General features: G+C 51.1%; 17 protein-coding genes. All 17 read left to right on the top strand.

The window, feature by feature from the left end; translation table 11 throughout:
- Positions 1–183 precede the first annotated feature (183 nt).
- Positions 184–1,314 (top strand): polysaccharide export protein, encoded by a 1,131-nt coding sequence (locus AC6I8L_RS12660; RefSeq protein ID WP_153012318.1) that lies wholly within the window; start codon positions 184–186, stop codon positions 1,312–1,314.
- A gap of 9 nt (positions 1,315–1,323) precedes the next feature.
- On the top strand, positions 1,324–1,758 hold the full coding sequence (locus AC6I8L_RS12655; protein ID WP_045832323.1) for an arsenate reductase/protein-tyrosine-phosphatase family protein: 435 nt from the start codon (positions 1,324–1,326) through the stop codon (positions 1,756–1,758).
- A 12-nt stretch (positions 1,759–1,770) separates the two neighbouring features.
- Positions 1,771–3,942, top strand: a complete 2,172-nt coding sequence (gene wzc, locus AC6I8L_RS12650) for a tyrosine-protein kinase Wzc (protein WP_058961394.1) — start codon at positions 1,771–1,773, stop codon at positions 3,940–3,942.
- Between the two features lie 62 nt (positions 3,943–4,004).
- Positions 4,005–5,141: an EpsG family protein gene (locus AC6I8L_RS12645; protein WP_034824792.1), complete on the top strand. Its 1,137-nt coding sequence runs from the start codon at positions 4,005–4,007 to the stop codon at positions 5,139–5,141.
- A gap of 12 nt (positions 5,142–5,153) precedes the next feature.
- Positions 5,154–5,885, top strand: coding sequence for an SGNH/GDSL hydrolase family protein (locus AC6I8L_RS12640; RefSeq protein WP_058961393.1), 732 nt, complete (start codon positions 5,154–5,156; stop codon positions 5,883–5,885).
- A 126-nt stretch (positions 5,886–6,011) separates the two neighbouring features.
- A complete protein-coding gene (locus AC6I8L_RS12635; RefSeq protein WP_236699772.1) occupies positions 6,012–7,100 on the top strand; it encodes an acyltransferase family protein in 1,089 nt (362 codons plus the stop codon).
- A 69-nt stretch (positions 7,101–7,169) separates the two neighbouring features.
- The gene (locus AC6I8L_RS12630; RefSeq protein ID WP_058961391.1) at positions 7,170–8,087 is read left to right on the top strand and encodes a glycosyltransferase family 2 protein; all 918 of its coding nucleotides are present in this window, start codon (positions 7,170–7,172) and stop codon (positions 8,085–8,087) included.
- Positions 8,088–8,160: 73 nt separating this feature from the next.
- Positions 8,161–8,913, top strand: coding sequence for a glycosyltransferase family 2 protein (locus AC6I8L_RS12625; protein ID WP_058961436.1), 753 nt, complete (start codon positions 8,161–8,163; stop codon positions 8,911–8,913).
- 85 nt (positions 8,914–8,998) lie between these two features.
- Positions 8,999–10,033 (top strand): glycosyltransferase, encoded by a 1,035-nt coding sequence (locus AC6I8L_RS12620; protein WP_058961390.1) that lies wholly within the window; start codon positions 8,999–9,001, stop codon positions 10,031–10,033.
- A gap of 179 nt (positions 10,034–10,212) precedes the next feature.
- Positions 10,213–12,423 carry a phage tailspike protein gene (locus AC6I8L_RS12615; RefSeq protein WP_498013930.1) on the top strand — a complete coding sequence of 737 codons (2,211 nt, stop codon included), beginning with the start codon at positions 10,213–10,215 and terminating at the stop codon, positions 12,421–12,423.
- A gap of 197 nt (positions 12,424–12,620) precedes the next feature.
- Complete coding sequence (gene wcaK / locus AC6I8L_RS12610; RefSeq protein ID WP_034824781.1) at positions 12,621–13,883, top strand: colanic acid biosynthesis pyruvyl transferase WcaK; 1,263 nt, start codon at positions 12,621–12,623, stop codon at positions 13,881–13,883.
- A 3-nt stretch (positions 13,884–13,886) separates the two neighbouring features.
- Entirely contained in the window at positions 13,887–15,110 is a 1,224-nt protein-coding gene (locus AC6I8L_RS12605; RefSeq protein WP_058962019.1) for a glycosyltransferase, read from the top strand.
- Positions 15,107–16,447, top strand: a complete 1,341-nt coding sequence (locus AC6I8L_RS12600; RefSeq protein WP_058962020.1) for a lipopolysaccharide biosynthesis protein — start codon at positions 15,107–15,109, stop codon at positions 16,445–16,447. Before AC6I8L_RS12605 ends, AC6I8L_RS12600 begins: the two co-directional genes overlap by 4 nt.
- Positions 16,448–16,904: 457 nt before the next feature.
- Positions 16,905–17,798 (top strand): UTP--glucose-1-phosphate uridylyltransferase GalF, encoded by an 894-nt coding sequence (gene galF, locus AC6I8L_RS12595; protein WP_058962021.1) that lies wholly within the window; start codon positions 16,905–16,907, stop codon positions 17,796–17,798.
- A gap of 44 nt (positions 17,799–17,842) precedes the next feature.
- Entirely contained in the window at positions 17,843–18,856 is a 1,014-nt protein-coding gene (gene galE / locus AC6I8L_RS12590) for a UDP-glucose 4-epimerase GalE (RefSeq protein ID WP_058962022.1), read from the top strand.
- Positions 18,857–19,387: 531 nt separating this feature from the next.
- Positions 19,388–20,803, top strand: coding sequence for a mannose-1-phosphate guanylyltransferase/mannose-6-phosphate isomerase (locus AC6I8L_RS12585; RefSeq protein ID WP_058962023.1), 1,416 nt, complete (start codon positions 19,388–19,390; stop codon positions 20,801–20,803).
- Between the two features lie 15 nt (positions 20,804–20,818).
- On the top strand, positions 20,819–22,204 hold the full coding sequence (gene cpsG / locus AC6I8L_RS12580) for a phosphomannomutase CpsG (RefSeq protein ID WP_058962024.1): 1,386 nt from the start codon (positions 20,819–20,821) through the stop codon (positions 22,202–22,204).

Genomic DNA, 22,204 nt, shown 5'->3' with positions numbered 1-22,204 from the left:
GGTAATCACCGACTTTACTTGATGTCGTCTCAGGGCACGGTGACAACATAAAACCAAGGGAGCGCATAATAATGACCCACAGTTTCAGTGTTTAACCCGTCAGTTTTATTTTTTTATAAGACGCTACACAGCGGCGTTTTCGCCTCTATCAATCATTAACTGATAGCGAAGAATCAGATGATAATGAAAATTAAATTGATACCTTTATTGGTATCCGCAACTTTTCTCTCCGGGTGCACCATTGAACCAGGTTCGCACCTTTCCACTAGCGGAAAAGATGTCATTGAGCAACAGGATAGCAACTATGACATCGATAAATACGTCAACGTCTTCCCGCTGACGCCGCGTCTGGTTGAACAGATGCGTCCGAAGCCACTGGTTGCGCAGGCCAACCCGGCGCTGCAGACCGAAATTCAAAGCTACGAATATCGCGTGGGCATTGGCGACGTGCTGAACGTCACTGTCTGGGACCACCCGGAGCTGACCACACCAGCGGGTCAGTATCGTAGCGCCAGTGACACCGGTAACTGGGTACAGGCCGATGGCACGATTTTCTACCCGTACATCGGTAAAGTGCGTGTAGCCGGCCGCACCGTAACGGAAATCCGCGCTGAAATTGCGCGCCGCCTTGCGCAGTTCATTGAAAGCCCACAGGTGGATGTCAATGTTGCGGCGTTCCGTTCACAGAAAACCTACGTGACCGGTTCGGTGACCACCTCCGGCCAGCAGGCGATCACTAACGTGCCGCTGACCGTACTCGATGCCGTCAACGCTGCCGGTGGCTTAGCTGCCGATGCAGACTGGCGTAACGTGGTGCTGACGCACCAGGGCAAAGAGCAGCGCATTTCGCTGCAGGCGCTGATGCAAAACGGCGACCTGAGCCAGAACCATCTGCTGTATCCGGGCGATATTCTCTACGTCCCGCGTAACGATGACCTGAAAGTCTTCGTGATGGGCGAAGTGAAACAGCAATCCACGCTGAAAATGGACCGTAGCGGCATGACGCTGGCCGAAGCGCTGGGTAATGCGGCCGGGATGGATCAAACCACGTCCGATGCTACCGGTGTCTTCGTTATTCGTCCTATTCGTGGTGCCAACCGCACCAAGATCGCCAACATCTATCAGTTGAATACCAAAGATGCGGCATCGATGGTGATGGGGACTGAATTCCAACTGGAGCCGTACGACATCGTCTACGTCACCGCCACACCAATTACCCGTTGGAACCGTGTGATTTCTGGGCTGCTGCCAACCATCGTGGGTATCGACGATGCAAGCTCCGCAGCACTGCGTTTCCGCAACTGGTCTAACTAAGGTTTCAGTATGATCAAGTCCGTGTTAGTCGTCTGCGTCGGTAATATCTGCCGCTCCCCAACCGGGGAGCGTCTGTTCCAACGCGCGCTACCTTCAACTCGGGTGGCTTCTGCAGGGCTAGGCGCTCTGAAGGGGTTCCCGGCAGACCAGACCGCCAGCGACGTTGCCGCCGAACATGGCGTGTCGCTGGAAGGCCATCATGCTCAGCAGTTAACGGCCAGTATGTGCCGTGACTATGACCTGATTCTGGTAATGGAGAAGCGCCACGTTGAGCAGGTCAATCGCATCGACCCAGCCGCACGCGGAAAAACCATGCTCCTTGGGCACTGGCTCAATCAGCAGGAAATTGCGGATCCGTACAAAAAAAGTCGCGAGGCCTTCGAAGAGGTCTACGGGTTACTGGAAAACGCTACCCAGAAATGGGTCAACGTACTAAGCCGATAGTTGGGAATACCCATGAATATTAAAAACAAGGTTATGACCGCGCCAAAAGAAGATTCGAGTGGATGGGATCTGGCGCATCTTGTGGGACAGCTAATTGATCATCGCTGGATCATCGTGGCCGTTACCGCCTTCTTCATGTTGGCAGGAACGCTCTACACACTGTTTGCAACGCCTATTTACAGCGCCGATGCCATGGTTCAGGTAGAGCAGAAAAACACGGCTTCTGTTCTGAATGAGTTGCAGGATGTGATTCCAACGACACCCGCTTCTGACACTGAGATTCAAATTCTCGAATCCCGTATGGTGTTGGGCAAAACGGTTAATGACTTAGGTCTGGATACCGTGGTGGAGCAGAACTACTTCCCGGTGATTGGTAAAGGTCTGTCGCGCCTGATGGGCAACAAGCCGTCTGAAATCGCCATTTCTCGCCTGGAAATTCCGCGCACTATCGATAAACGTACGGTGCAGTTGGAAGTGACCGGTCCACAGACTTATACCGTGACCAGCGAGGGTGATGAGCTGTTCAAAGGCCGCGTGGGTCAGCTGGAGCAGCATGGTGAAGTCACTATGCTGGTCAGCGGTATCCAGGCTGATGAAGGGACCAGTTTCAACGTCACCAAACTCACTGACTTGCAAGCCATCAGAGCGGTGTTAAACGCACTTACCGTCGCCGATAAAGGCAAAACGACAGGTGTGCTGGGTCTGGAATATCAGGATGAAGATCCGGTGCGTGCCAGCCAGGTACTGAATCAGATCGTGAATAACTATCTGCTGCAGAACGTTGAACGCAAATCTGAGCAGGCTGAGAAGAGCCTGGAGTTCCTGCGCAACCAGCTGCCACAAGTGCGTAGCAGTCTGGATGATGCGGAGAACAAGCTCAACGCCTATCGCCGCCAGAATGAATCGGTGGATATGTCGCTGGAAGCGAAATCGGCTCTCGACTCATCCGTTAGCGTGCAGAGCCAGTTGAACGAACTGACCTTCAAAGAAGCTGAAGTGTCACAGCTCTACACCAAAGATCACCCGACTTACCGCGCGCTGCTGGAAAAACGCAAAACCCTGGAAGACGAGCAGGCAAAACTGAACAAGAAAATTGCCGGTATGCCGCAAACCCAACAGGAAATACTGCGTCTGACACGTGATGTGCAGTCAGGTCAGGAAATCTACATGCAGTTGCTGAATCGCCAGCAAGAGCTGGGAATCAGTAAAGCCAGTACCGTGGGTGATGTGCGCATCATCGACCGTGCGGAAACCGCCGGTAGCCCGGTGGCACCGAAGAAACTGTTGATTATTGCCGCCAGCTTTATTCTGGGTCTGATTCTCTCTGTGGGTCTGGTGCTGCTGAAAGCGTTGTTCCATCACGGTATTGAGAATCCTGAGCAGCTGGAAGAGCTGGGCATGAACGTCTATGCCAGCGTACCGCTGTCAGAGTGGCAACGTAAGAAAGATACCGAAGCCCTGGCGCGTCGTGGTCACAAAGAGAAGAGTGACCCACATAATACGCTGCTGGCGTTGGGTAATCCGACCGACCTCTCCATCGAAGCGATTCGCAGCCTGCGTACCAGCCTGCACTTCGCGATGATGGAAGCCAAAAACAACATTCTGATGATTACCGGTGCCAGCCCGGGTATTGGTAAAACCTTTATCTGTGCCAACCTGGCGACCCTGGTATCGAAAGCAGGCCAGCGTGTGCTGTTCATCGATGGTGATATGCGCCGTGGTTATACCCATGAGCTGCTTGGTTCGGAAAACAAAATGGGTCTCTCCAATGTGTTGTCCGGCAAGAGTGAGTTCTCACCGGCCATGATTCAGAAAGGCGTGTACGGTTTTGATTTCCTGCCACGCGGTCAGGTACCACCGAACCCGTCTGAACTGCTGATGCATCGTCGCATGAGTGAGTTACTGGATTGGGCGAGCAAGAACTACGACCTGGTGTTGATTGATACCCCACCGATTCTGGCGGTGACCGATGCTTCCATCATCGGTAAGTTGGCCGGTACGTCGCTGATGGTGGCGCGTTTCGAAACCAACACCACTAAAGAGTTGGATGTCAGCTACAAGCGCTTCGCGCAGAACGGTATTGAGATTAAGGGTGTCATCCTGAACGCCGTGGTGCGTAAAGCGGCGAACTCCTACGGTTATGGTTACGACTATTACAACTACGAATATAAACAGAAAGTGTAACGCACCCTGTTTTTGACTTAGAGGCGGCATCTGCCGCCTCTTTTTGCGTAAGGAATGACACCATGGCACCCTATTGGGTTATATCCGGATTGTTGCTTCTGATTTCATTGAGTGAGCTTATTGTCAAAAAAGATGAGCGCACTTCGGGTCTGATGCTCTACCTGCTGTGTATTGCCACCGCTATCCTGATTGTGTTTGCCGGGATTCGCGGTTTGGGTACCGGCATGGATGATTTGCAGTATCGGACATTTTATACCGGCTTCATTCAAAGTCTGCAGATCAACGGCTTTAGCGCCACCGTGGAGCTCTTCCGTTATGAGCCGCTGATTTTTGCCATCGCCTGGCTAACCAGTCTGATTTCCAGTAATGCTGACACCTTCTTATTTGTATTCAGCATTCTGGCGGTGGTGACCAATGCGGTGTTCTTCCGCAAAATGTCACCGTACCCGATCCTCGCGCTGGCACTGTATTCCGCCCATATCTATATCAACAAAGACATGAACCAGATTCGCTTTGGTCTCAGTTCTGCGCTGTTTTTGGGTGTGCTCTGGTGTTTGTATCTGAAGCGTTACTGGGGAGCGTTCGGCTTTTTCCTGCTCTCTTTCTTCAGCCACAACACCGGAATTATGGTGGTTACGGTCTTGCCATTCTTGTTTATCCGTCAATGGCGCTATTGGCCGGTGCTGATTATCTTTCTGAGTATCCCGATGTCGAAGTTCGGCGGGACAAACTTTATCAGCTTGATCAGTGCGCATATGGGCGCGATGGGGGAGAGGGCGGAAGGCTACAGTGCTGAAGCATCGAATACCGCGGATGGCAGCATCTTCTCGGTTTCTAACCTTAAAAACATCATGCTGGTGTGTATGTTTGTCTACTTCATGCTCAGCGATGAATTGAAACGCAACAACGCTGAGCAGTGGCGTTTTAACTATCTGATGATTGTGACCTTCGCGCTGGGCGGGGCAATCAGGATCTTCTTCTATAACTATTCATCCGGGGCAAGGCTTTCCAACTACCTGTTGCAAGTTGAGCCTATTCTACTGACCTCGTTGATCTATCAATCACGGCAATTGCTCAAGCCGGCGATGTTCGCGATGTTCAGTTTCTTTCTTGTTTATTACCTCTACTACAACACCATCTCGCAGAAACAGGCCGTTGTCGGCTACGAGGTGGCGCAGGAGTTCAAAATCTTTAGGTAACAGAGAGGTAACATGACGAGAAAATTGATGGTTTTAGCCCTCGCGCTGGCACCGATTGCGGCGCTGGCAGCACCGGGTTTAAGCACGTTGCAGATTGACGCATTTGGTGATTCCACTACTGCGGGTGTCATCAGCAAAGACCGTAAAAGCAGCATCACCAAAGCCAGTGAAATCGGTGAATTGACGCAAATGCTGCAACAGCAGTATGGCGATCGGGTCAACATCGTGGTGAAAAACCACGGTGTGCCGGGTGCGCAGGCCGCTGAGTTGTTGTACCCGCATGGCGGCGATGATCAAAGCCATTGGGAGGACTTAATGAAAACCTCCCCGGCTAAAATCGTTCTGATCAACTACGCCATTAACGATGCCCGACACTATTTTTTCAAGGATAAGAAGGTGCACCTTGAAAGCCCTGAAGAGTATGGGCGGATTATCACGCGCCTGGTTGAAGTGGCGAAGCAGAACCATAAACAGGTTATTTTGCAGGAGCCGAATCCCATTTGCGGCAAAGCGGAACGTTGGAATGTTTGGCCCTACGTCTGGCAACTTAACCAGGTGGCTAAGCAGCAGCAGGTTGCCGTGGTTCACCAGTATAGCGTGATTAAAGAAGATCGTGATTGGCAGTCACAGATGTCTGACGACTGTATTCATCCGCTGGAGTCACTGTATAAAGCCAAAGCGGATCGTACCTTTAGTATTGTTAGCCCACTTGTTCAGCAAAGTCTTGCGCAGCAAAGCCCCTAACCTTGTTGTGTCGATTTTATAAGGGATCCTGATATGTACATCATGATTATGGTGGTTTCGTTCTGCCTTGCATTGCTCATTTTACATGCCTGCTCTTATCATCGCGGGATTTATAATGATAAAGGCGTGAAGAGTATTTCTGGCCTGCGTGCTTTTCTTGCCAGTATTGTCGCCTTTTCTCATTTTGTTCATTATATCTACGGGCTGGATCAACCGTGGATATATGATAAAAACTATTTTGCCTGGTTCTCTGAAGGCAATTTTTTTGTGAATTCGGGTAAATTCGGCGTCTTGCTGTTCTTTATGATTTCGGCTTTCCTGTTCTATCGCTGGCTGGATAACGATACGCTCACCCCTGCACAGCTGAGTGGAAAACTCTGGCGTTCACGCGTTCGACGTATCGTCCCGATGTTTTGGTTCTCAGGTTTCGTGATCTTTACCATTGGGGCGCTGCAAGGTGCGCTGGTACCGCCGTTGCAAGCGCTGAAAGATGCTGTTTTATGGCTGTTGTTCATTGGCAGCTACAACGTTGGCGAGATGTCTACGGCGGTGGTGAACTCCGGCGTGGAGTGGACGCTGCGTCTGGAATGGTTGCTGTATTTGTCTATTCCCGTGATTTATTTCCTCAATCGATTAACGCGCGGGAAATACAAAACCCTGCTGATCCTCTCGTCCATCGGCGTTATTTTCATCATTGCCGTCGCATTACGTTTGTATGGGAAAACCTATACCGATCCGCGTCCGGTACTCGGCTTTGCGATGGGATATTTTGCTTATAAATTCCGCGATAGATTTGCTGGTTTACGCCATTCCCGCAGTGCGGCAATCCTCAGTCTTGGATTGGCAGCATTCTCTCTGTTCTTCACCTCGAATACCTTCTTCTATGTCTTCTTCCTGATATCCCTGACGGTGATCTTCTTTATTGTCAGCAGCGGTAATTCGCTGATGGGACTGCTGGAAAATAAGACCTTGATGTCGATTGGTGAAGTGAGCTATAGCCTCTATTTGATTCATGGCGTCGTGCTGTACGGTATTGAGCAAATCCCACCAACGTTATATCCGCATAATTACTGGATGTTCACGCTGTTATCTACACTGTTCTTTGTTGCGGCGTTTTATGTCGCAAAAATGACCTATCTTTGGGTGGAAAAACCGTTTATCGGCAGCAGTGGCGGTAAGTCTAAAGCAGCAACCAAAGCAGCAGCCGAAAATTAAGAATTTGACTGATTACCTTCGCTTAATATTCGTATTACTGTTAACCAGAAGTTTTTAGAGGTACTGGCAATGCAGGATATTCGTTTCTCAATTGTAATTCCCGCGTATAACGCGTCGAAGTCGATTGTAACGACGCTGGATTGCGTCAAAGCGCAAACCTATCGCAATTTTGAAGTCATCATCGTGGATGACAAATCGGCTGATGCCGCTGAGCTGGCACAGGTGGTGCGCAGTGAGCGATATCAGGATCTGGACATCAAACTTGAGCTGTCTGAGGTGAAACTCAACGGTGCCGGCGCTCGTAACAAAGGTATCGAACTGGCTGAGGGCGATTTCATCAGCTTCCTCGATGCAGATGATGAGTGGGGCGTTGATAAGCTGCTCACCGTGTATGACACCATCACCAGACTTGAAGCACAGGGTAAGTCGAACTATCTGATTTTCAGCCAGGTGAACATTCATCAGGATGGCCGTTTCCTCAAGGTGATGCCGATGCAGCCACCGGGCAAGAATGAAACCATCGCTGAATATCTGTTTGGCTGTTACGGCTTTATTCAAACCAGCACCATTGTGTTGAAGCGCGAAGATGCCGATAAAATCCGTTTTGATGCGCGTTATATTCGCCATCAGGATTATGATTTCTGCATCCGTGCTGACCGCATGGGCTATGAGTTTGTGATGATTGATAAGCCGCTCGCCACCTACCATCTGGTGACCAAATTTGGTTCCAAACACAAAGGCGAGTCGGTGAAGTACTCCTTCTTCTGGCTGGACACCATGAAGCCGCACCTCACGGCACGTGACGTCCATACCTATAAGGCGTTCAAGCTGCCGCTGCGCTACAAGATGGATGGTAAATCACTGCAGGCGAGCCTCAGTTTCGCGCGCTACTTCTTCCTGACCAATCGTGATAACCGGGCTTATTTCCTGAATCGACTGTTCGATAAGGTGAAGTCTCGCTTCTCTGGCGGGCGAGCCGTCTCCTGATTCACTTTATAAAAATTTCACTTGCTCCCGCACCGGGAGCAATTTTTTGGTTCCTGACACTCCGGGTATGCAAATGACAAATCATGTTGGCACCGTCGGTATCGTGATGCCGATGTATAACGCGCGTAAAACGGTATTGCGTGCGGTAGAGTCGATCGTCAATCAGACCTATAGCGACTGGCATCTTTATTTAATAAATGATCAGTCCACCGATGATTCGCTGGCCTATGTACGCGAACACTGCACTGATGCGCGCATCACCATTCTTAACAATGAAGTCAACCTCGGTGCGGCGGAAACACGTAACGTGGGTCTGCGTGCCGCGCAACAAGAGATTATTGCGTTTCTCGACAGTGACGACGAATGGCACGTCGATAAACTTGCCGAACAGACTGCGGCGATCGCGGCGGGTGATGATTTTGTCATCACGCATTATCACTACAAAACCAAAACCGCCGACCACGATATTCTCTACAGCAAACCCTATCTGCAGCAGGAAAACTTCGTGAAGAAGCAGTATCGCGTCTGCTTCTCTTCCGTGTGTTTCCGCCGTCCCCCTCAGGGCATCTTCTTCCAGCGTAAAGGACATGAAGATTTCCTGTTCCTCTACGAACTGTTCCTCCGCTACAAGCAAGCTCGGGTGATCCAGAAGACGCTGGTCAACTATTACGAGCTGGGCGATTCATTGTCTCGCAACAAGAATAAAGCGGCGAAATGGCACCTCGAATTATTAAGAATTATCTATAAAAACAATCCGTTAAAAATCTATTACTATTACGGCTGGTATATGGTGAACGGCGTTCTCTTCACCCTGAAGCATCGTTAAGACCCGGCATCCTTCGTGTTGCTACGACGTGAGCAGCATGGAGGCGTTGGGTCTTAAGTTCACATTTTGAGGTGGAAAGCGTTTTATGAAAAAGATCGTTTTAGTGATTAAGGATGCCTACTCCTACGCAGGCACGGAAAACATCTGTAATTTCATGTCGGAGTGCCTCGGAGAGCAGCACGCCGTCACCATTTATTCGCTGGAAGGACACGGCAAAACCTTTTATCCGTTCGATCGCGTGAAAGAGATCGTCAGTTTTGAAGGGCACAGCAACCCGATTAAAAGCGCTGTGGCAAGCATTCATCAGCAAGGCTTCGACAGCGTATTTCTGATCAGCATGGGCCGCCTGAGCGTGATGTTCGCCTTCTGGAACCTGATGGCGATGAAGAAAAAACGCTTTAAAGCCTACGCCTGTGAACACATCGCGATTAACTCCTTCAGCAAGCCGATCAAAGCGCTGAAGTGGATGCTGCTGCGCTATTACGACCAGGTCATCGTGCTGACGGACAAAGATCATCAGGTGTTCAGCCGCTGGAATATTGCCAGCAAGCAGATCCCCAATCCGGTGGTGTACAAGGCCTTTCAGCGCCAAAGCCGCAGCCGTCAGGCGCTGGCGGTGGGGCGTCTGGACAATCAAAAAGGCTTCGACCTGCTGCTGGATATCTGGGCTGATTTCAGCAAAACCCACCCTGAGTGGACGCTGGTGATTGCCGGTGACGGTGAATTGCGTCAGCAACTGCACGATCAGGCTGCGGCGTTGGGCATTACCGGCAGCGTTAACTTCGTCGGTAAAGTCAGCAATATCAACGATTACTACCGCGACAGCGACATGGCGCTGATGACTTCACGCTATGAGGGTTTGCCGCTGGTGCTGCTCGAAGCGAAATCCTGGTCATTGCCGGTGGTGGCTTATGACTGCCCAACCGGCCCGCAGGAGATCATCAATCACGGTGAAGATGGGTTCCTGGTGCCGATGAATGACAAATCAACGTTCCTGGCGCGCATGGAACAGCTGGCCAGTGACGATAGCCTGTTTTACGCCATGAGCGAAAAAACCAAAGAAACTGCGCTGAAGTTTGACGGTAACCAGATCAAACAAAGCTGGCTAGCCCTGGTTTAGCCAAATAATTCATGCCGCAGGAAGGCGGCAAATGCTTGAGTCCCCGTGAGCTTACTTGAGTAAGTGACAGGGGCGAAGGCAGGCAGCCAACGCCCTTGTGGCGTGAAGTATGACGGCTAAATGCCTCCGGGATCACATTTATGGCTGTTACGCAGCCCCATGACCACGGGATTAAAAGCATGAAAAGAAGAGAAGTCTTGCAAACTGCAGCCTCCTCCATTGTTGCCGCACTCTCGGTGAGTGCATTTTCCAGCTACGCGGCAAAAAGTGGTCAACCGGCTTTGAAAGCTGTCGATCCGTCCAGCGTACCGCAGGGTGATGTGCCGATTTTAACGCCAGAAAACGTCTACACCATGCCGCCGCAATTCTGGCAGAACTTTGAGGGTAAATTGTGGATCGGGCAGGCCGGTCAGGATGCCAGCAAAGCGGGCAATCAGATTCCGGTCTTCCTGCGCGATGCCAGCGGTAAAGTGTCACAAATCAGCCAGCCTATTGCGCTAAATAAGGGCAACTTCGCGCAATTCATTCACGATAATGCAGCGTTGATCGCCAATCCTGCTCACTCCATGGTGGTGGAAGACGATCAAGGGAATACGCTGTTTTCGATTGCAGATGTTTCACGACCGAATCCGAGTAATTTTAGTCAACGTCTGGCGCAGCCGAATGGCTATCAGCTGATTGGCGAAATCCCGTCGGTTGAGGAGTTAAGGAAAACGCGTCCGCTGTTCGCGGGTGCCAAAATCAAGCTGAAAAGCTGGCATGAAGGCTTAGAAGTGGGCGGCGGGGAATTCGTTGGCGCTTTTGGTGACGGCAAAGATGATGGCGGCGTTATCTTCAGTGGTAAAGGCTTCTATTGGCGTCGCGTGGTTGAAGATTTTAACCGCCTGACGCTGTTCGATTTTGGCGCCATTGCCGATGCCAAAACCGATGCGGCACCGGCGATAAAAGCCATGTATCAGTGGTCAATTGATGCCAATCAGCAGATCTGTGTGCAGTTCCCGGCAGGCAATTTCTTCGTAACCGAGTGCGATTTCGGCAATGAACAACGACGGTTCTTCCGTATCTCCGGCGCGATGGTCAATTTTGGCTATTTCCCGGCGACCACGCTGACGTCAGACGGCCGCTCTGAATTCCTGTTCCAGGTGAACGCGCGTTGGACGGAGATCTCGAATCTGATTTTCAACGGCCAAAACGACAAGCGGCCCAACAAGCAGGGGCTGTTCCGCAATACCTGTCCCGGCGGGCAATTTTTCCGTGGTGCCTGCCTGCGCTTGAATCAGGTTGGCGGGGTGTCGTTGAGCTTACTGGATACGCTGGATTGTAAAATCGACCAGTGGTACGCCAATGCCTGTACCGGTGATGTGATCAAAGCCAGTTGGTCGGGCCAAAAGGCTGGCGCCTGGGATCACAGCACGGCGATTGAACTCTCCAACTTCAACGCCCAGCACTGTAAAGGCGGTAAGGTGTTGAATCTGCCACGTTGCAGCCAGTCGATCATTCATAACGGCTGGATCGAGCACAGTGAGTTTCCCGGTGACATTTCCAATGGGCAGTGGATTATCGATGCGCTCAGCATTGAAGACTGTAAAAATCCGCTTATTGCGCACAACTCGCGGCTGAACATGCGCCAGACCAACCTGCAAGCGGGGAGTTGGATCGACAACTCGATGGAAGGCGAGCGTTGGCTCAACATCTGGGAGATGGGGTCCACACGCGTGGAATCTTACGGTGTAGCCATCGATGGCAGCCTGAAATACAACTACATCACTTCACGCTTCCGCCTGGCGAATAACACCAACCAGGAAACCTGGTTTGAACTCGGCAACTTCTACTCACCTACGGTGGGAGACAGCTGGGAGATAGAGGTGTTTGGTCAATCGCAATTCAATAATGGCACGGCTAATCAGCCCTTAATGAACGTCATTGATGGTAAAGGCACCGGCGGCCGTGCGGTTATTCATCTGCAACGCAAAACCAAAAATGCGGAAGCCAGCTGGTCTGCCGAAGGCAGTTCACCCCTGGTGGATGTCCGCTTTGAACCGCGCTCAGAGACGGACACGAAAGTGTTCGTCAAGCTGGCTGGCTGGACACCCACCACCGCTATTTTGATTAAAAGCACCGCCAAGGACCGCTTCCTTACCGGACGCTGTGCGCGTGTGGATGCCACCATGGCGCAGGGCAGTCCTGCCAGCGGCAGCCAGCAAGCACCGCAGCGCTTCAGTCTGCACAACGGTAAAGCGGGTATAGGCGGTAACGAGCAGGGCGATCTGCTGCTGGCCTCGCGCGCGCTGAAACCGGAGCAGGTAGATACGCGTGAGCCGAAAGGATTTGTCTCGGTGGTGATTAACGGCGAACAGGTGGCGTTACCCTATTTTGCGGTGAAGTCGTAATGCAGTAACCGGAGAGGGCGCAGCCGTTTGCGCCCTCTCCGGGAAAGGTTGGGAGCGGCCTGCAGGTCGCCCGTTTGAGGACAGATTTTCTATTTTGGGCATTGTTCCCATTGCAGTTTTTTAACACAGAGTTCACTTTGCCCGTGCAGGAAATGACGTGGCTTGTAAAAAATTAAAAAAATTTTTCTGGAGTGTTTATGAAGATTTTATTGGTGGGAAACCATACCTGTGGAAATCGTGGGGATGGCGCGATTTTACGTGGACTGATCGACTCTTTGCAGTCTGCGCGTGGTGACCTCGATATTGATGTGATCAGTCGTTATCCAACAAGCTCCGGGTACTTATTGCAACAGGATATCCAGCAGGATTCCTTGTTTCTGCATAACAGCAAATCAGCGAAAGGGCTGGTGGGCAGCGTTAAACGTAAAGTGGCCAACCGCCTGATGCCCGAAATCATGATGGCGCATCTGGGCAAGGGTGGCCTGTACAAATCGTTCTCTGTGCCGCCCCATCTGGCGCAATTCACCAAAAGTCTGGAACAGTATGACGCCATCATTCAGGTGGGCGGTTCGTTCTTCGTCGATCTTTATGGTGTGACGCAGTTTGACCACGCGCTCTGTGCATTGATGGCGAAAAAGCCGCTGCACATGGTCGGTCACTCCGTGGGACCCTTTGAGAACCCACGCGTGAATGCGCTGGCCAATTTCGTGTTTGATCGCGTCGATAGCCTGGTGCTGCGTGAAGAGGTCAGCTTCGATCGCCTGAAACAAGACGGCGTCACCACCAGCCGCGTGAAGAAGGGCGTCGATACCGCCTTCCTGGTGAAAGCGCGTGATGTGGAGAATCCGAGCCACAACCTGCTGCACTGGAAAAACATCATCAGCGCACGCAAAACCATCGCCATCACCGTGCGTGAACTGGCGCCGTTCGACAAACGTCTCGGCGTGACGCAGAAAGAGTACGAAGCGGCTTTTGGTAAAGTCATCAACGCGATGATTGCCGAGGGCTATCAGGTGGTGGCTTTCTCTACCTGTACCGGCATCGACAGCTACGCCAAAGACGACCGGATGGTGGCGCTGACGCTACGCGACCACGTCGAAAATCCCGAGCATTACCATGTCATCATGGACGAGTTCAACGACCTCGAACTCGGCATCCTGCTAAGCCATTGTCACCTGACTATTGGCACCCGCCTGCACTCCGCCATCATTTCCATGAACTTCGGTACCCCAGCCGTGGCCATCAACTATGAGCACAAATCGCTCGGCGTGATGAAACAGCTTGGATTGCCGCAGATGGCCACCGACGTGCAGAGCCTGATGGATGGTTCGCTGATCGATAAAGTACAAACCGTACTGGCGGACTACGACAACGTGAAACGCAAAGTGGATACCGCGGTGGCGCAGGAGCGTGAAATTGGTAACCGCATTACGGCAGAAATTCTCAACGTGCTGGGGTAAGTGATGAAGCTGACCTTTTTCACCATGCGTTTTCCGGTTGCCTCTGAGACGTTTGTCCTCAATCAGGTAACGCATTTCATCGATGCAGGCTATGACGTGGAGATCATCTCCGTGTTTCCGGGCGATATGATCAATCGCCACGCCGCGTTCGATGATTACAATCTGGCGGCGAAAACTCACTATTTACTGCCGGAAGAGAAAGTTTCGAATCTCGATAAGCTGACGCAGCGCATTGGTTTGATGCTGCCGAAAATCGCGAAGCCGGCGTTAATCAAATCACTCAACGTCAGCCGCTACGGCCAGCAGGCGAAAAAGCTGCTGCTGCCCGCGATTGTTGCTAACGCGAAGCAAACCTTCACCGCGGATGTGTTTCTGGTGCACTTTGGTTATGCCGGCGCGCTGGCCAACAAACTGCGTGAGCTCGGCGTGCTGAAAGGCAAGCAGGCGACGGTGTTCCACGGCGCGGATATTTCGCGCCGTCACATTCTCGAAGAGCACAAGCTCGATTACGTCAACCTGTTCAAACAGAGCGAGTTGATGTTACCCATCAGCCATTTGTGGGAGAACAAGCTGATTGAGATGGGTTGTCCACGCGAGAAGGTGCACGTGACGCGCATGGGCATTGAGCCTGAGAAGTTTAACTTCAGGCCGCGTGAGGCGTTTCATCAGCCGCTGCGAATTGTTTCGGTCGCGCGTTTGACCGAGAAAAAGGGCTTAGACGTGGCGGTAAAAGCCAGCGAAATTCTGCGCAACAACGGTGGGCAGTTCGAGTTCACCATCATCGGCAACGGTGAGCAGGACGGTATGATGCGTGAACACATCGCGCGTGCCGGACTGGAAGCCTTTGTCACTATGCCAGGTTTCAAGCCGCAGGAGGAGATTCGTCAGGCGTTGAATGATGCTGATATCTTCCTGCTACCGTCGAAAACCGCAGCCGATGGCGACATGGAAGGCATTCCGGTGGCGTTGATGGAAGCGATGGCGGTGGGGCTGCCGGTGGTTTCGACCTATCACAGCGGCATCCCGGAGCTGATTCAGAACAACGTCAGCGGCTGGCTGGTCTCCGAAAACGATGCCGAAGAGTTGGCTGACACGCTGCTGCGTCTGTCACGCGGTGATGTCGATGTCGCGCCGGTCGTGGCTGCTGCGCGACACAAAGTGGAAACCGAGTTCAATCAGCACATCGCTTATGGCGAGCTGGCTAAAATTCTGGAGCGCATGGTGTGAGCGGATTAAAAAAACAGGCCGTCTGGCTGTTTGGCAGTACCTGCTTCGCGGCATTGCTGCAGGTGTTACAGCTCAGCGTTCTGGCGCGAAAACTGGAAGCGCATGAGTTGGGTTTATTAGCCATTATCAACGCCATTCTGGCGGTGGCAACGGTGTTGCAGGATATGGGGATGAGCAGCTACATCGTGCATCGCCAGGACATCAACCGCCGCCAGCAGAGTACGATTTATTGGGTCAACGTCTCACTCAGCTTGTGTACCGGCTTGATTATGCTGGCAATTGCCTTCCCGGTGGCGTGGTTCTATCACCTGCCTGAATTGACCGGGCTGATCATGCTCACCAGCCTCAACTTCCTCGTGCTGGGCCATCTGTCGCAGTATCAGGCGCACTATGTGAAATCCAAACGTATGGTGACGCTGGCGAAGATTGAGATGGCCACCAAGTTGTTCGCGTTCATCTGTACCGTGGCGATGCTCTACTTCACTTCACTCACGGTGGCGGCGGCCATCCTTGGGCTGTTCATCAATGCCTTTACGCGCATCCTGTGCATGATCTACTTCGGGGAGAAGTCGTGGCGTCCAACGTGGGAGTTTGAAGGGGCGACCTTCATCAGCGCGGTGCGTTACGGCATTTATCAGCTGGGTTCTCAGACCATCAACCAACTGCGTACCCAGGCGGATGCACTGATTGTGGGTAAAGTGATGGGCGCGGAGATGCTGGGGATCTACTCGCTGGCAAAAGAGTTGATTCTGCAGCCACTGAAACTGGTATCGCCGGTGATTAACCGTCTGGCACTGCCGCGTTTCGCCGAGAAGCAGCACGATCCGGAGCAGCTGAAAAATCTGTTCCTGAAAGGCACCTTCGTCATCATGTTGTTCAGTAGCTTGATGTATCTGGCGATTGGCATTCTGTCTCCGGTCATCGTACGCGTGCTGTATGGCGCATCGCATGAGCAGGTTTACCATCTGATTCCGCTGATGCTGCTGTTCGGCATGCTGCGTCCGATGGGGGGCTTAACCGGCGCGATTTCCCAGGCGAACGGCAAGACTAACGTTGAGTTCTACTGGAATATCGTGGCGAGTCTGGTGGTGGTAGTGGTATTGGCGACAACGTATATCTGGCCGAACGTGCTGTATGTGGCGTTGACACTCTCCATCTCGCAGGTGCTGATTTCTGCCTTTGCCCATCCGTTCTTTATCAAGCCGGTGATTGGTATCCGCTTTATGCCGTATGCCCGCCAGTGGGTTTCGGTGTCGGTGGTGTTTGTCGGCCTGATGATGCTGGTGAATCACTTCAATCTGTTCGTGATGCCGGAGTGGTTTGAGGGTTGGCTGTAAGCGTTGCGCTAACGACGTTGTGTCAATGGCGCGATCTGAGCGGGCAGGGGCTTTATGCTGACGGCCCGCTCGGATCCTGTAGCGGTGCATTTATGGCGGCAGTGATACTGTCTGTATGTGCGATAAATCCTGTCGCTACGATATTGCTGGCTATTATGCGTTGCGAAGCATCATTAGCCGCCATCAAACCCGGGCATCCTGGGCAAAATCCTCTGCATCCATTCTGCAAATCAATGGTCTTATCATCCTGGTTTTTATCGTGAATCCTCCACTGTTTTTCAGCAGTTTAGCCAGTTCATTTTCAATGTGTCAGGCGAAGCGGTAGCCCGCCATTTTTGCGATTTTTTATGTTGTGACAGAGAGTTAGTGCCGGATTTTCAGATAAAGATTATACTTGCTGCACCGGCCGATCCTGCATAATCGACCCCACGTATTCACTTCATGAAATGGAATAAATATGACCAAGCTTAAAGCAGTAATCCCGGTTGCGGGTCTCGGTATGCATATGCTCCCTGCAACAAAAGCCATCCCGAAAGAGATGCTGCCAATCGTCGATAAACCAATGATTCAATACATCGTTGACGAGTGTGTAGCGGCGGGCATCAAGGAGATTGTGCTGGTCACCCATGCTTCCAAAAATGCAGTGGAAAACCACTTCGACACCACTTATGAGCTGGAAGCGCTGCTTGAAGCGCGCGTAAAACGTCAGCTGCTGAGCGAAGTGCAATCAATCTGTCCTCCTGGCGTCACCATCATGAACGTGCGTCAGGCGAACCCACTGGGCCTCGGCCACTCTGTGCTGTGTGCACGCCCGATGATCGGTGATAACCCGTTCGTGGTGGTGCTGCCAGACGTGTTACTGGATGACTCAACCGCTGACCACCTGCGTTATAACCTCGCGGCAATGGTGGCGCGTTTCGAAGAAACCGGTCACTCACAGGTACTGGCAAAACACATGCCGGGCGAAGACCTGACTGAATACGGTGTTCTGACTACAGAGGCGCCGATCGATAACCCAGGCGACATCAGCACTATTACTAACATTGTTGAGAAACCAGAAGCGGGCCAGTTGGATTCAGACCTGACTGCGGTCGGTCGTTACGTGCTGTCTGCGGATATCTGGCAAGAGCTGGAAAACACCGAGCCGGGCGCGTGGGGCCGTATCCAGCTGACTGATGCCATCGCATCACTCAGCAAAAAGAAACCAGTTGATGCACAATTGCTGACCGGTACCAGCTTCGACTGTGGTAAAAAAATGGGCTACATGCAGGCCTTCGTCTCTTACGGTCTGCGTAACAACGCGCAGGGTCGTGATTTCCGCGAAGCTATCCAGAAAATCCTGGCGAAATAATCCATTCTCATGCCGCGCCGCTTGCGCGGTTTAAAGGAGTACACATGGCTATTTTGGTAACGGGCGGAGCAGGGTACATCGGCTCCCATACGGTGCTGGCGCTGTTAGAGCGCGGTGACGACGTTGTGGTCCTGGATAACCTTTGCAATGCCTCGCGCGAAGCGGTTAACCGCGTGGAGAAGCTATCTGGCAAGAAAGCGGTGTTTGTTGAAGGCGACATCCGCGATCGCGCCTGCTTGCGTGACCTGTTCGCAGCTAACGATATCTCAGCAGTGATTCATTTCGCAGCATTGAAAGCCGTGGGCGAATCCACGCGCATGCCGCTGGAATACTACGAGAACAACGTGGCAGGCACCGTGGTGCTGTTGGAAGAGATGCGCGCCGCTGGCGTGTGGAACTTTATCTTCAGCTCCTCAGCGACCGTCTACGGCGCGGATGCACCGGTTCCTTACGTGGAAACCACGCCTATCGGTGGCACTACCAGCCCGTACGGCACCTCTAAGTTGATGATCGAATTCGTAATGCGCGACTTCGCTAAAGCTGACCCGAATTTTAAAGCCATCGCGCTGCGCTACTTTAACCCGGTTGGCGCGCATGAGTCTGGCGAGATAGGTGAAGACCCAACCGGTATCCCTAACAACCTGCTGCCGTATATCGCGCAGGTGGCGATTGGTCGCCTGGAGAAGCTGGGCGTGTTTGGTGATGACTACGACACGCCAGACGGCACCGCACAGCGCGACTATATCCACGTGGTGGATTTGGCCGAAGGGCACCTGAAGGCGCTGGATCATCTGCCGAAAGTCACCGGTTACAAGGCGTATAATCTTGGCGGCGGGGTAGGGTTCTCGGTGCTGGAAATGATTAAGGCGTTCGAGAAGGCTTCTGGTAAGGCGATTCCGTTTGAGTTTAAGCCGCGTCGTGATGGCGATCTGCCGGCGTTCTGGGCGGATGCGACGCTCGCAAACAATGAGCTGGACTGGCGTGTGACACGTGGGATTGACGCGATGATGCGTGATACGTGGAACTGGCAGAGTAAGAACCCGGATGGGTTTAAGTAACTCTCGATGAATTGATCAAAACCCGGCATCTGCCGGGTTTTTTTATGGCTAAATTATCTAACATCATGAGAGCCTATTTTTTAATCAATTGAGTGATTTTAGACACAGATTATTCCTAAACCCCCATAGATATGATTAATGTTCGAACTCCATATACCCTTGTTTGTCCATTAAGGAAATTCGAGCATTAACTGCCAGTAAAAGAAACTATATTGAATCAGGTCAATGGGTTGGATTTAAGCGAAACGCTTGCGTGACATAAAGGTTAGTAACAGTCGCATAAGACGATAACCATGTTATTTCATCAGCACAGAATGTATTATTTGTGCTGGCTTTGGTGTTGGCTGAGGCTTGACGAATAATTAACCGTCTCATGTAAGAGAGGCGGAGCACACAAAATTGACTTGTTACACAGCATATTGGTTGCTACAAGCCAAGGGCGGTAGCGTGGCTGTTTTTTATAATGCGTTGAAAAAATAACCCGCTCTAAATTGATAAAGCAGTTTTAAATGACACATTAGAGGTTGAGGAATGTTACTTCCCGTAATTATGGCCGGAGGAACCGGCAGTCGTTTGTGGCCCCTTTCACGCGAACTCTATCCAAAGCAATTCATCAGTTTGCATGGGCAGCACTCAATGCTGCAGGAAACCGTCAACCGCTTAACCGGAGTTGAAGCACGCGCTCCTCTGGTTATCTGTAACGAAGAGCATCGCTTCCTGGTCGCTGAACAACTTCGCCAAATCAACAAGCTCTCTCACAACATCATCCTTGAACCGGTGGGACGTAACACTGCTCCGGCCATAGCTCTCGCTGCGCTGAATGCGATTGAGCAGGGGGATGATCCTGTTCTGCTGGTGTTGGCTGCTGACCATGTAATTGAAAATCGTGCAGCATTCCATCAGGCAATTACTATTGCGACTAAATATGCCAAGCAAGGCCATTTAGTCACCTTCGGTATCGTGCCGACAGGTCCTGAAACAGGTTATGGTTACATTCATCGTGGAAGTCAGATTTCAGATGATTTGAACGCCCCATTCGGCGTACAACGCTTTGTCGAAAAACCCAATCTTAAAACAGCGGAAGACTACCTCGCATCCGGTGAATATTACTGGAACAGCGGTATGTTTATGTTCCGCGCAAAACGTTATCTGCAAGAGCTGGAAAAATTCCGCCCTGATATTCTTGAAGCCTGTCAGCGTGCGATGGCGAACGTGAAAGATAGCAGTGACTTCATCAATATAGCCAGGGACGACTTTATCGCTTGCCCGGATGAATCCGTTGATTATGCGGTGATGGAACAAACCGATGCTGCCGTGGTTGTGCCATTGGATGCAGGCTGGAGTGATGTAGGTTCATGGTCTGCCTTGTGGGAAGTTAATGAGAAAGATTCAGCAGGCAATTCATTAAAGGGCGATACTTTCCTGCATAATACCAAGAATTGTTATATCAACAGTGAAGATCAGTTGGTTGCCGCTATTGGTGTTGAAGACCTTGTGATCGTAAACACTAAAGATGCCGTATTGGTTGCACGTAAAGATCAGGTACAAGATGTTAAGCGTGTGGTTGAATTTCTGAAGTCAGAATGCCGCAGTGAATATCGCCGTCACCGTGAAACGTATTGGCCGTGGGGACAATGTGATCTCATAGTCAATACCGAACGTTTCAATGTGAATCGTATTACCGTCAAGCCAGGTGAATCATTTGAACTTCAGATGCATTATCACCGGACTGAGCACTGGGTCATTCTTTCGGGGACAGCGAAGGTAACGATTCAGGACAAGACAGTCTTGTTAACCGAAAACCAATCAACCTTCATTCCGATCGGTCATCAGCACACGCTGGAAAATCCGGGTAAAATTCCATTAGAGCTTCTGGAAATCCAGTCTGGGTCTTACTTAGGTGATGACGATCTCATTTTGATTAAAGAGCAATTTGCCCGTAAATAAGGATAATAAGAACTAATGGAAGCACTGACTTGTTTCAAAGCCTACGATATCCGTGGTGAGCTGGGCAAAGAACTCAATGTAGATATCGCTTATCGTATTGGCCGTGCATTTGGCGAATTTATTAAACCGAAAACGATTGTCGTTGGAGGTGATGTTCGCCTGACCAGTGAACCGTTAAAGATGGCGCTAGCCAATGGTCTGCAGGATGCCGGTACAGATGTGCTGGATATTGGTATGAGTGGTACAGAAGAAATCTATTTCGCGACTTTCCATTTGGGCATTGATGGGGGCATTGAAGTCACAGCTAGCCATAATCCAATGAATTATAATGGCATGAAACTTGTACGTGAGGGTGCGCGCCCTATCAGTGGTGACTCGGGATTGCGTGACGTGCAGCGCCTTGCTGAAGAGAACAACTTTTCCGCCGTCAATGAAGCGCAGCGTGGTAGCTATAAGCAGATTTCAATTTTAGATGCCTATGTCGATCATCTGATGGGATACATCGATTTAGCAAATTTTAAAAAGCCAATGAAATTAGTTATCAACTCCGGCAATGGCGCGGCGGGTCATGTTATTGATGAAATTGAAAAACGCTTCCAGCTAGCGAATACGCCGGTCAGTTTCATTAAGGTGCATCACCAGGCTGACGGTAACTTCCCAAATGGTATCCCTAATCCTTTACTGCCTGAATGCCGTAAAGATACGTCTGATGCAGTAAGAGCGCACAATGCAGATATGGGGATCGCTTTTGACGGTGATTTCGATCGCTGCTTCTTGTTCGATGAAAATGCCGAGTTTATAGAAGGTTACTACATTGTGGGCCTGCTGGCTGAAGCGTTCCTGAAAAAAGAGCAGGGCGCCAAAATCATCCATGATCCACGGTTGACCTGGAACACCATTGATGTGGTGACTAAAGCAGGTGGCATCCCTGTAATGTCCAAGACTGGACATGCGTTTATTAAAGAGCGTATGCGTGAGGAAGATGCGGTATACGGTGGCGAAATGAGTGCGCACCACTATTTCCGCGATTTTGCCTATTGCGATAGCGGGATGATTCCATGGCTTTTAGTTGCTGAACTGTTACAAACCAATATGACCAGCCTTCAAGCTTTGGTCAAAGAGAGAATGGTTAAGTTTCCTGCTTCCGGTGAAATTAATCGCAAAGTTTCTGACGCTGCTAGACTTATTAAACTAATCGAAGAGAAATACTGTGCAGATGCTCTACAGATTAACAAAACAGATGGACTGAGTATGTCATTTGAGGATTGGCGATTTAATTTGAGAACGTCAAATACTGAGCCATTAATGCGATTAAACGTAGAGAGTCGCCAGAATTCTGATCTCATGATGAAGAAAACATCAGATATATTATCTTTCCTGGATAAGGGTGATTATGCCTGA

It is taken from the genome of Type-E symbiont of Plautia stali (genome assembly GCF_059731115.1).
Note: the sequence above shows the minus strand (reverse complement) of the source record. Positions and strands in the feature narration are given on the sequence as shown.